Source organism: Psychrobacter aquimaris (assembly GCF_016107525.1).
GTDB lineage: Bacteria > Pseudomonadota > Gammaproteobacteria > Pseudomonadales > Moraxellaceae > Psychrobacter > Psychrobacter aquimaris.
On record NZ_JABASR010000002.1, the window covers coordinates 77,736 to 89,336 of the forward strand.

General features: G+C 42.5%; 9 protein-coding genes. 4 read left to right on the plus strand and 5 right to left on the minus strand.

Annotated elements, in window-relative coordinates:
* The first annotated feature begins 580 nt into the window (after nt 1-580).
* On the plus strand, nt 581-1,471 hold the full coding sequence (locus JFC10_RS02345) for a hypothetical protein (RefSeq protein ID WP_198331512.1): 891 nt from the start codon (nt 581-583) through the stop codon (nt 1,469-1,471).
* Between the two features lie 120 nt (nt 1,472-1,591).
* On the opposite strand, the gene JFC10_RS02350 is transcribed toward JFC10_RS02345, so the two are convergent.
* From JFC10_RS02350 to JFC10_RS02360, 3 genes are all read right to left on the minus strand, one after another.
* Nucleotides 1,592-2,395 carry a 4'-phosphopantetheinyl transferase superfamily protein gene (locus JFC10_RS02350; RefSeq protein ID WP_227685852.1) on the minus strand — a complete coding sequence of 268 codons (804 nt, stop codon included), beginning with the start codon at nt 2,393-2,395 and terminating at the stop codon, nt 1,592-1,594.
* A 121-nt stretch (nt 2,396-2,516) separates the two neighbouring features.
* On the minus strand, nt 2,517-3,035 hold the full coding sequence (gene pal / locus JFC10_RS02355) for a peptidoglycan-associated lipoprotein Pal (protein ID WP_193013136.1): 519 nt from the start codon (nt 3,033-3,035) through the stop codon (nt 2,517-2,519).
* Between the two features lie 154 nt (nt 3,036-3,189).
* Nucleotides 3,190-3,789 (minus strand): DUF6231 family protein, encoded by a 600-nt coding sequence (locus JFC10_RS02360; RefSeq protein WP_198331513.1) that lies wholly within the window; start codon nt 3,787-3,789, stop codon nt 3,190-3,192.
* Between the two features lie 372 nt (nt 3,790-4,161).
* Between JFC10_RS02360 and pepN the strand changes: the two genes are divergently transcribed.
* On the plus strand, nt 4,162-6,783 hold the full coding sequence (gene pepN / locus JFC10_RS02365) for an aminopeptidase N (protein ID WP_198331648.1): 2,622 nt from the start codon (nt 4,162-4,164) through the stop codon (nt 6,781-6,783).
* 150 nt (nt 6,784-6,933) lie between these two features.
* On the opposite strand, the gene JFC10_RS02370 is transcribed toward pepN, so the two are convergent.
* A complete protein-coding gene (locus JFC10_RS02370; RefSeq protein WP_198331514.1) occupies nt 6,934-8,016 on the minus strand; it encodes a 3-deoxy-7-phosphoheptulonate synthase in 1,083 nt (360 codons plus the stop codon).
* 427 nt (nt 8,017-8,443) lie between these two features.
* Here JFC10_RS02370 and lpxB point away from each other — a divergent pair, with 427 nt between their 5' ends.
* Entirely contained in the window at nt 8,444-9,751 is a 1,308-nt protein-coding gene (gene lpxB, locus JFC10_RS02375; RefSeq protein WP_198331515.1) for a lipid-A-disaccharide synthase, read from the plus strand.
* 73 nt (nt 9,752-9,824) lie between these two features.
* A complete protein-coding gene (locus JFC10_RS02380; protein WP_193013132.1) occupies nt 9,825-10,688 on the plus strand; it encodes a ribonuclease HII in 864 nt (287 codons plus the stop codon).
* A 166-nt stretch (nt 10,689-10,854) separates the two neighbouring features.
* Here the strand turns inward: JFC10_RS02380 and JFC10_RS02385 are convergent, their stop codons facing one another.
* Entirely contained in the window at nt 10,855-11,520 is a 666-nt protein-coding gene (locus JFC10_RS02385; RefSeq protein WP_198331516.1) for a DUF924 family protein, read from the minus strand.
* Nucleotides 11,521-11,601 lie beyond the last annotated feature (81 nt).

An 11,601-nucleotide genomic window follows, 5' to 3' on the forward strand; every position in this document is an offset into this window, starting at 1 on the left:
TACAGCAGGAAATACCACAAGGAGTTACTAAATAATAGTAAATTCGCAGTCTTGCGACACATTTTCCCTAACCTCTAATTTAGCATAATATCAAGCTTAGACAAGAGCTAGTTACTTTATCTGCTGATAGTAACGTCATACGATCTAGAAACATTTATATAACTGTTGTGCATGTCTGAAAAATTTTCTAAAAGCAATAATTACTACACCAACTCACAAAACACAACAAACTGTAGTAATAAGCTATATAACTGTCATTGAGTTAAATAAAGAGGTAGGTCATTATAATTACATATTTTGTAATACCCTTACATGAACATTAAGCTAGCCAATATTCATGTCTACGCTGTTGAGTTACTTTAAGAGCATTGTGTAACAGAAAGTCGAAGTTTTGCTGATTGGTGTAGTAATTATTACAATACCTATGCAATCTTTACATAACGGCAAATAAAAAGCGCTCCTACAGGGGTGACTTTTCCGGCCAAAATTGTTTTAATCTGCTCAACAAAATGATCGATTTAAAAAAAGCTAAATTGTCATTTTTTATGGGCAAGTTATTCCACACTTTAGGAGAGTATTTATGAGACTTATTAAATTAACAGCAATTTCTGCTGCCGTTTTAGCGTCAACTGCTGCACTAGCTGCTGAGCCTGTTATCGTTGTCGATGGTAACGATGCAGTTGTTTATGAAGCTGAGCCAGTTGCTGTTGCGTATGAAGCCGAGCCTGTTGCTTATGCATACGATACTGACGCTGGTATAGTTCGCAACACTGCTGGTGCTATCGTTGGTGGTACTACAGGTTTCTTCAAACAAGTCATCCACCCAGCATCTGTTAGCGCTGAAGTTGGTACTCTAGGTTATGGTGCTAACATTGGTTGGTCACTAAACGAGAAAACTGAATTACAAGCTGGTTGGGCTGGTGGTGATGTTTCTGATTTATTCGGCGACATTGATGTAAACGATGTTGAATATGATATTAAAGATGCAGACTTTAGTAACCCGTATCTAGGTGTACAATTACGCCCTACTGGTAACTGGTTCACGATGGGTGCTGGTATCATCGTACCTGACAACGATATCGACGTAACCGCTGAAGGTAAAAATGATATCTTCAAGATTGGTGATGTTAGCTATAATGCTACAGATACTGGTAAGCTATCAGGTACTATAGAGCATCGTAACAAGCTAGCCCCGTATGGCACTATCGGTTTCCGTCCTAACATCACTAACAACTTCGGTTTATTCGGTGAGATCGGTGCAGCTTACATGGGTAAAACAAACGCGACAGTTCGTGCAACTGGTGATGCTGATGAGCTTGTTGGATATGTAAGTGGTGCAGATACTGTTTCTAAAGACGAGAGTACTGTTACGCGTGGTGATGTTGCCGCTGCAGCACAAAAAGAATTAGAACGTAAAGACTATCTTGAGTGGATGCCAATTGTTAAAGTTGGTGCAACTTACCGTTTCTAATCTAATCACAGTTTAAGTACTGTTGTTAGAAGAATAGTAAGAAAAAAACGATCCTTTTTTAGGGTCGTTTTTTTGTCTGTAATAAAGTAGTTGCTAGAGTAAATAACATGTATAAATGGTCTAGAAAATAACGATGGTTTGTTGCACTGATAACACCGCGATACGGTAATCGGACTTAGCGTCTGCTATGACCATTAAAGGTGATGGCTCTCTAATAATATGAATTAAATCCGCAATAAGGTGGGAATAATCCATTCCTAAACCTTGTGCCAGTTTGTATTGATGAATTTTGATAAAACTTTCTTTTATTTGCCACAGTAACTTAGCGATAATCTCACGCTGAAGCGGTAACAGGGATTGTAAAGCAGCCATTTCATGCTCAGAGTAGAACCGCTGTGCCACATGCCATGCTACAGGGTTGGTTTCTATATCAATACCGATGGGGCGATGACGGCTAATAACTACGGTCACTTTACTGTTTGATGGTGTGTTGATTGTCTGAACAGCGTCTTTGTTAATATCATTATGAGCCTTGATGCCTGTATGGCTAAAGCACACGTAATGTTTGCTACCGATAAGCCGATAGGGGAAATTTGATTCATCCAAAGTATCGCTGAGCTTTAGCTCACACAGTAATTGTTGTAGCAATAATCGAACGCCTTTACGTTGTAGTTGACGTTGATGCTGCGCTATTTCACGTGTTGATAAAATTACTGGTGGCAGGCAGTAATGCCAATTGAGCTTGTAAAGTTTATGAAAATTCACATGTGATATAGGATTAATTGCTGACCGCAGTGATTTATTCCACAAACTTTGAAAGTTGATAGATAAGCATTCGCTCACTTGCGCAGTGGCGCACCACGTCATAGGGTCGAGCTGGGTATATTGGACATGAGTCAAATTTAAGATAGAGCTTGGCATCATTGATTATGTCTGTTGTATTGGTTCGCTTAGTAACATGCAAAAAGCCCAGCGATATACTATTGCTGGGCTTTCCATTATAAAATATATTGAGCTTTATTGATTGTAATCTGTTTTACTGGTTTTAGTAAGACAATACCGCACGGCGATTTAGTGCGTAATCTTCTTCAGTATTACCAGCCACAGCAGGGCGCTCTTCACCATAGCTGATGACACGGATGTTGTTTACATCGACGCCTTGAGTCGCAAGGTAGTCACGTGCTGCTTGAGCACGGCGTTCACCTAGTGCGAAGTTATATTCACGGCTACCGCGCTCATCAGTGTAACCTGCGATAACAACACTAGCTCCTGGATTTGAATTGAGCAAGCTTGCGTGTTGATTAAGAATGCTCGCTGCTTGTGCAGTAATTTCACTGCTATCAAAAGCAAAGTAGACAACCGCTTGTAGATTCTCAGCTTCAGTAATAATTACGTTTGAGTTATCTACGATAACGGCGCCAGTGTACCCAGCTTGACCACTTGGAATACCTAGTGGCGCAATCACAACTTCAGAAGTAGCACGTTTGGTCGCACAACCTGTGGTTAGTGCTACAGCGCTTGATAATACAGCGAGCACTGCGATCTTAGAAAAATTGGTTAACATAATGAGCTCCTAAAATTTTAATTAATTAAAATTGTTTTTTGAACTGCTTACGATAAAACTTAGGCAATTGCTATCTATCATATACTAAATGTTACTTTATGTAAGTAGTATTACTGTAAATAATGCTAGAAGTTACAGATAGATATGGGATGTACTACCATCGATGCTTACCCCAATTTTCAGGATTTGCCCAATAATCCGCATTCAACCAGTTTGGGAGCTGTTTATAATCATATAAATTGAACTGCCAAAGTGTGGCGGATACTGATGAGGAGTTTGCAGGTAAAGGTTGTTCTGTTTGGCTGATACTATCGCTCTCTAAAGATGGCTGATGCAAGATATCAAATGGGGTAAAGCCATAAGCTTTTAAATCCAGGGTGTCATCAAGGGCGATGAGCAGGTGTGCCGCATAAAGATCCCGATAGCGCATGAGCAGCGGAATATAATGCTGTAGCAACTCTGGTGATAGTGTGGGCAACCAAAAACAGGCGAGCTCATAACGTTCAGGTAGTTGTCGTTGATTGAGCTCTGATATTGTCGATATTTGTAGATCCTTGGTGTTTTTTAGCAGTGTCGTTAATGCTAACCGTGCATTTGGGTCTGGGACGACCCACAGTAGCTCAGGGTCGTTATTAGCAGATTCAATCGTTGTTGAGGTGTTCTCTTGAATGTCTAGTGACGGTAGAAGCGCATCAACGTAATCTATCAGTAATGGTAACGTGATGTCTGAGCGACTGGCAGTTTTCTTTGTCATATAATAGGCCGTTTATCGAGTGTTGGTCATCAGTGACCTTATTAAATCATTTTAATCGCGATTATCCAATTGGTGATTGATGCTAATTATGCCGCTCTTTTGATGTGTCGACTCTCTCATTGCCATCGCCTTTTGATAAATATAACGGACAATGAACATAATAAACTTGAGATCTGCTCTTGAAATATGGCAGTTTAGGTCAATGTAGCAAGATGCCGCTATAATGCTAATGGTCATACAAAATTGTGCCAATTGATGACCGATCTTAACCTAACTTATCATGCTTTTTACCATATATGTTTTTTGCCATAAATAATAATAGGAATACCCATGTCTATTGCTGAAACTGATGCTCAAATTATTAATCCTGACATGCCAGATGTGCCACCGCATGCGCCAAGTAAAATTAATTTAAAAGATTACCAAAAACCTAGCTTTGATGTGGAAACGGTTGATTTGGATATTAAGCTGTTCGAAGATCATGCACAGGTAGACAGCACCCTGAAGATGGTACGTCAAACGGCAGGAGATCTCGTATTATTCGGTGAAGAGTTGGAACTGCTCACCATTACGATGAATGGTAAGCCATTGACGGCTGAGGATTATAAACAACAAGCGGGCACATTGACGATTACTAATGCACCTGATGCGGTTGTATTAGAAATCCAAGTACGTATTTGTCCACAAACTAATACTGCCCTTGAAGGGTTCTATATGGCGGGCAGTGGTGATGAGACGATGTTTGTTACTCAGTGTGAGCCTGAAGGTTTTCGTAAAATTACCTTTTATCCAGACCGCCCCGATGTGCTAGCGATATTTACCACGCGCCTTGAGGCAGATAAACGTTATCCAACACTGTTGGCCAATGGTAACTTGGTTGAAGCGGGTGAAGTGTCAGGGACAGCAGATCGTCACTATGCGATATGGCATGATCCAACTAAGAAGCCAAGCTATCTATTTGCCTGTGTTGTCGCTGATTTAGACGTATTGACAGATTCTTATACCACCAGCGAAGGCCGTGAGGTGTTGCTGGAAATATACGCAAAGTCTGCTGATATCGATAAATGTGATGTCGGTATGCAAGCGTTGAAAGATTCGATGAAATGGGATGAGGTCAATTATGGTCGCGCCTACGATTTAGATCGCTATATGATTGTTGCCGTGAGTCAGTTTAATATGGGCGCGATGGAAAACAAAGGTCTGAATATTTTTAATACCGCTTGTGTGTTATCCAGCCCTGAGACGACGACGGATGCGCGTAGCTTTAGTGTGAAAGCCATTATTGCCCATGAGTATTTTCATAACTGGACAGGCAATCGCATCACTTGCCGTGATTGGTTTCAATTGTGCTTAAAAGAAGGCTTTACTGTTTACCGCGATCAATCATTCTCAGCGGATCAGCAGTCGAGTGCCGTACAGCGTATCGATGATGTGGCGACATTACGTGCTCATCAGTTTTCTGAGGATGCAGGGCCACTGGCACACCCTGTACGCCCTGAGAGTTTTGTTGAGATTAATAACTTTTATACGACGACTGTTTATGAGAAAGGCGCTGAAATTGTTCGCATGATTGCCAATACGTTGGGACCAGATGACTTCCGCAAAGGCACGGATGAGTACTTTCGCCGTTATGATGGGCAAGCAGTCACCGTTGAGGACTTTTTATCAGCGCTTAGTATTACTGATAGCAAGATTGAAAGCTTTATCGACTGGTATCGTCAGCCGGGCACACCAATGGTGTCTGGTCATCAACATTATGACCATGCAGCGCAGACACTGACCATTACGTTAAGTCAGCAAACCCGTCACGTCAGTGGCTTTGATGCGCCCAAACCATTGCCTATTCCGGTAGCGACTGCGCTATTTGATAAAGACACTGGTGACATTGTGGCTGAGCGTATGCTTCTCCTCGATCAAGCAATGCAAACCTTTACCTTTGAAAACATAGCGCGCGAGCCTGTTGTTTCTTTGCTACGTGATTTTAGTGCGCCAGTACAGCTCAATTATGATTATCAAGATGAAGATTTGGCATTTTTGCTCAAACATGAAACCAATGGTTTTAACCGCTGGCAAGTGACGCAGATGCTGGTCAATCGTATCTTGCTACAAGGACAAGGACAAGGCGAGAAGAGCAGTCCTGATGTGTATCTGGAAGCATTGGCACAGACATTACCAGTATTAGCGGCTGATGATGCAATGCTTGCTGCACGGTTGCTTGATATCCCATCAGCGCAAGAGTTAGCGTCTGCTATTCATAAAGATTACGATCCAGTATTGGTGAAAGCGCAGCGCGACGACTTGTATCAACAGCTTGCAGAGGCGCTAAACGATCAATGGGCTGAGCTTTATAAGCAGTTACCTATGCAGGCTTATGAAGATAGTGCCGAAGCTCGTGGCACCCGTGCCTTACGTAATGTAGTGCTCGATATGGCGCTGACCGCGAATGTCGATGGCGCAAATGAATGGGCGCAGCAGCAGTATGATCATGCTAGTTGTATGACGGAGCGCTTCGGCGCGTTAAAAGCGATGGTCAATCATCAACTGCTAAATGCTGATGAGTATTTGGCGGATTTCTATAATCGCTTCCAAAATAATGATTTGGTGATCGATTTATGGTTTAGTGTGCAAGCGTCTGCTGATACCGTCACCGCTGATACTATTCAATCTTTGCTTGCGCATGCAGATTTTGATTGGAATACACCCAATCGTGTACGTTCAGTAGTCAGCGCCTTTACCTCGCAGCCGACGGCCTTATGGACGGTAGAAGGGTTAGACCTTTATATTGGTGTGATTAAAAAGTTGGATGATGCTAATCCTGTTTTGGCGTCGCGCTTATTGCAAGTGCTAGCACGCTGGAATACCTTGGCTGAGCCACGTCGTCAGATGGCGCATGAGCGGTTGATTGAGTTGCAAAAGAAAGCCTCTTCTAAGCACGTACTTGAAAGTTTAAACAGTGTTTTAGGTGCGGCAAATGAAGGTGCAGTAAGTGCATAAAATGCAATACTTTATCAGTTAAGTTTAAAAAATTAAACTTGATAAGTTAAAGAATAAAAAATCCCGTCTGACATATTATGTCAGACGGGATTTTTGCTGAGCAACTTATCACGATAGAGTGATCTTTATCGTGATGAGGGACTGTCAATATTAACGGTTAGGCAAAACGTCTTTGACCATATCACGTAGATTATATAGGGCAGTGACCGTACTATCCCAATCTAAGCAACCATCAGTGATAGACTTGCCATACTCAAGCTGACTCAAGTCAGACGTTAGTTTTTGATTGCCGCCCTTTAGATGGCTCTCAATCATCATGCCGATAATTGATTTATTACCGTTTTGAATTTGCTCTGCAACGTTTTGGATAACCATCGGTTGTAGATACGGGTCTTTACCTGAGTTGGCATGGCTTGAGTCAATCATAATCTTGCTATTGGTTTTGCCTTTTGCCAGCTCGTTTTCCACTTGCGCAACCGCAGTCTCGTCATAGTTGGGTTTGCCGTTACCACCGCGAAGTACCACGTGCGCGTAAGGGTTGCCTTTAGACTTGATGATGGAGACCTTGCCATCTGCTGACAGACCTAAGAAGCTATGACCTTCTTTTACGGCTTGCATTGCGTTAACAGCGACTGTCATGCCGCCATCTGTTCCATTTTTAAAACCTACTGGGCACGATAAGCCTGAACTCATTTCACGATGCGTTTGGCTCTCGGTGGTACGTGCACCAATCGCTGACCAGCTGATCAAATCCTGCATGTACTGCGGGGTATTCGGATCTAGTGCTTCGGTGGCGCAAGGCAGACCTTTTTCATTCAAATCGAGCAGTAGCTTACGGGCAGTACGCAGACCTTTTTCGATATCGAAGCTGTCGTTCATATCAGGGTCATTAATCATGCCTTTCCAGCCAACGGTTGTGCGTGGCTTTTCAAAATATACGCGCATCACAACAAACACGCTATCTTCGATTTCTTTTGCCAATACGGCCAATCGATCAGCATATTCGTGAGCGGCTTTGATATCATGAATAGAGCAGGGGCCAATGACCACAAATAGGCGCTTATCTTTACCGTCCAAGATGTTTTGGATGGTATTTCGACCGTTTAATACGGTTTTATAGGCTTCATCTGATAAAGGTAGCTCAGTTTTTAGCTCAGCGGGAGTGATCAAAGGAATGAACTTTTCAATATTCACGTCGTCAATATCTGCATTATGGGTAACTGATGTTGTCATGGTTATATATCGTCTAGCTGATTTATAGGGAGTTTCATTATGCGGACAAAAGTGTTGGTTGACAAGGGCAGTCGCGCAGTTAATTGACTGATAACTGGAATGAGGAAACCAAAACTTAGTTATACTTGTTCAGCGGCAATCGTATATGAGAACTTCAACAAGTAAGATGGTGACTCAACTTCTCTGTCCATAAAGAAAATCGGGTTAACCTGTTAAGTGGTTGTTTTTGGTTTTTATCAGCTAATTTAGCTATTTGTATCATCGTCACGTATGATGACAATATAAAGGGTATGACGATAAAATAGTGAGGATAGCGAATGCTTATGCGTCACAGAGCTTTCGCGCAGATTTTATGTGTCATATTTTATAATAATCATTTTTTTATTTTATATGCATTTATTGTATTTTTTCATATCGAGAGCTTGTCATGACAGATTCTGCTACACCTGATCAATATCATAATTTTATAGACCAAACAGAGACTGAGCCTCAAGGTGCTGAATTACAGACTGTGCCATTGGTTATCGGTATCGTCGCAGGTGAGGTGTCAGGTGATAGCTTAGGTGCAGACTTCATGCAGCAAATGAATAATCTACGCGATGATATTGTGTGGGTCGGTGTTGGTGGTACAAAGATGAAAGCGCAAGGGCTGCAAAGCATTTTTCCATTGGAGCGTTTGGCGGTAATGGGTTTGGTAGAAGTCATGGCGCAATTACCTGACTTACTTAAAGCTCGCCGTGAATTATTAAGCGCATTTAAAGCCGCTGAGATTGATTGGTTTATTGGCATTGATGCGCCTGATTTTAATCTTAGAGTGGCTAAAAAATTAAAACCGCAAGGCGTATTCTGCGTGCAGTATGTCAGTCCTTCTATTTGGGCATGGCGTGAGTCGCGTATTCATAATATCAAAGCGGCGACCGACCTCGTGTTGTGTTTGTTCCCCTTTGAGCTGTCCGTTTATGAGCGCCATAACCATCCAGCAATATGTGTTGGTCATCCGCTATTGCGTACTATCGATCAAACATTATTAGAGACACCGATCAATCAGCGTCGTAGTGAGCTGGTTTGGCACAATGACGGCTTGCAGCAATTTTTTATTGAACGATTTGACGATGTCAGCCAGCTTATTTGTGTGATGCCAGGTTCTCGTCGTGGTGAAATCACGGCTATTTTGCCATTGATGTTAGATGGTATTCAAAAGTTGATATTGCTCGACCCCAAGCTGTGCTTTATCATTCCGACCGTCGACCAGAATCACCAATACATCGTCCAAGATGTTATTGATCAGCGCTCAGAGCAACTGCGTGCTGCCATCGTGGTGGTCTATGATGATAGCCAGCCAGCCTTTAGTCAACAAGCGATGGCAGCCTCAGATATTGTGATGCTGGCCTCTGGCACTGCAACGCTAGAGGCGATGCTGCTAGAGCGGCCAATGGTGGTGGTTTATCAATTAAATACGCTCACCTATCAGATTGCCAAACGCTTGGTCAAAGTGCCTTATGTGGCGCTGCCCAATATTTTGGCTGATACCGCAATCGTTCCTGAGCTGATTCAAGAGCAGGCGAGTGGTGACAATATCTGTCGTACGGTCATGCGGCTACTGCAACCGCGAGCCTATGCTGAGCAATTAAAAGATCTAGTAGCCACCAAGCACTTATTACAACAGCAGAGTAATCATGATCCTGCTAATAGTGTGATTGAGCAGTGGTTTATCCAAGAGAAATATCGGGTTTAAGCCATCATCGATTGCGATCACTCCTTTTTCTATTAATAACAATGATACCTAATAACAAAGACACCGCGACCCTATGAATAACCAGTACCAAACCGACAACTCTGTCACACCGATTGAAATAAGTATTGAGCAAATTGATATCAAAGGTCAATATCTACAACTAGTTGAGCCTATCCGTTTATCGGGTCAGTTAAATATTGGTGAGCTAATCGCTCAGTATCCGATCAATGTGGAGCAAGGATTACAGCAGTCAATGCTACAAATAGGCGTTGATGAAGCAGGACGTGGGCCGTTGCTCGGTAGCGTCAATGTGGCTGCTGCGATATTGCCTGAAACTTGGTCAGGATTGATTGAGATGCAGCCATTAAAAGACACGCCATTATCTATCTTGACGGACTCCAAACAGCTGAGTGAAAAGAAGCGTGACCGCCTTTATCCATTGGTTCAGCAGCATGCTATTGGTTATGTTGTCGCTGAGATCCCAGCAGCGGTTATCGATCAAGTAAATATCTTGCAAGCGACGATGCTAGGTATGCGCTTATGTACCGAAGTGTTGTTGGAAGCCATTGCCCATCATTTTGTCACCTCTATGAGGCAGGTCGAAGTTTTGTTTGATGGTAATCGCTGCCCCGAGTTAAATCATGCCATGCTCGCTGAATTGGGTATAGAAAAATCGATTATTGATTGCCAAGCATGGGTAAAGGGCGATGCGCGTCATACCAGCATTGCTGCCGCCAGTATATTGGCCAAGGTCAGCCGTGACAAAGCCATGTATGCGCTTGATGCTGAGCATCCAGAGTATGGTATCGCCAAACATAAAGGCTATCCAACACGTGCACACATGGAGGCGATCGAAAAATACGGCGTATTATCTGCGCATAGACGTAGTTTTGCACCCGTCAGGAAGTCATTAGAGAGGGCTGAACCAGTTATCTGATTCAGCCCTTGTGTTTGATTATTATAGTCAATTCATTACACAATAAAGGAGTTCGGCATTCACCTCGCTTGATATATCGTATATAACTACATTCGGTTGCCTTGTACTTTACACTTCTCTAAGTTGAAGCCCCTATATTTTAATCAACTATATAAATATATACGCTCTAAAATGACGAGTTCGGTTGCTGTAAAAAGGCTTCTTCTGCATCCGTTGACTCACGATCTAAAATATCATTGCGATGCGGATAACGACCGAATTTTTCAATAATATCTTTATGTTGATTTTCGAAATCTAGCGTGGTTGCATCGTCTAACTGCTTAAATAGTGGTAAATAACGATCGTGAATCAGCGCTGACTCAGAATGCATAAACGGTATGATCATAAAACGGCGCCACTGCATTGGTAAGGTATCAAAGTATGGCTGCTGAATGGCTTCTTGTGCTAAGACTAGTGCCATACCGTCTTGGGCAAAAGCACAGGCCTGTTCGCGACACAGATTACGCGAAAACTGATCTAAGACAATAATTTCGGCTAGTCTTCCTGCCAATGCCGTGATTGAGCTATTACTATCGGTTGGCGCGTCTGCGCTACGCCACGTCACACATTCACCTTGCTTAGCAGCTTTCCAGATATCACCGAATTTATCTTTTATCTGCGTATCAAAGTCATCATTTTGGGCAAACCAATATTGCTCATTGTCTTTGTCGAACCAAAACTCCAATACTGCACGCGCATTAGCCTCAAGATGTTCTAAATGAATGTTTTTTGGGTCGAGCTGCGATGAATGGGTTTGGCTAGTAGCGGTGGAATAATCGGTTGATAGTGACATAAGATATTCTAATTATGATGAATTTAGTCTACTATAGCGCAAATATTTATGTCTGTCATGATGCCAACCGCAGCTATTAGG

Excerpts from the sequence above, each read along its gene's own strand:
- JFC10_RS02345 (WP_198331512.1), top strand. The coding sequence starts at position 581 with ATGAGACTTATTAAATTAACAGCAATTTCTGCTGCCGTTTTAGCGTCA.
- JFC10_RS02350 (WP_227685852.1), bottom strand. The coding sequence starts at position 2,395 with ATGATGCCAAGCTCTATCTTAAATTTGACTCATGTCCAATATACCCAG.
- pal (WP_193013136.1), bottom strand. The coding sequence starts at position 3,035 with ATGTTAACCAATTTTTCTAAGATCGCAGTGCTCGCTGTATTATCAAGC.
- JFC10_RS02360 (WP_198331513.1), bottom strand. The coding sequence starts at position 3,789 with ATGACAAAGAAAACTGCCAGTCGCTCAGACATCACGTTACCATTACTG.
- pepN (WP_198331648.1), top strand. The coding sequence starts at position 4,162 with ATGCCAGATGTGCCACCGCATGCGCCAAGTAAAATTAATTTAAAAGAT.
- JFC10_RS02370 (WP_198331514.1), bottom strand. The coding sequence starts at position 8,016 with ATGACAACATCAGTTACCCATAATGCAGATATTGACGACGTGAATATT.
- lpxB (WP_198331515.1), top strand. The coding sequence starts at position 8,444 with ATGACAGATTCTGCTACACCTGATCAATATCATAATTTTATAGACCAA.
- JFC10_RS02380 (WP_193013132.1), top strand. The coding sequence starts at position 9,825 with ATGAATAACCAGTACCAAACCGACAACTCTGTCACACCGATTGAAATA.
- JFC10_RS02385 (WP_198331516.1), bottom strand. The coding sequence starts at position 11,520 with ATGTCACTATCAACCGATTATTCCACCGCTACTAGCCAAACCCATTCA.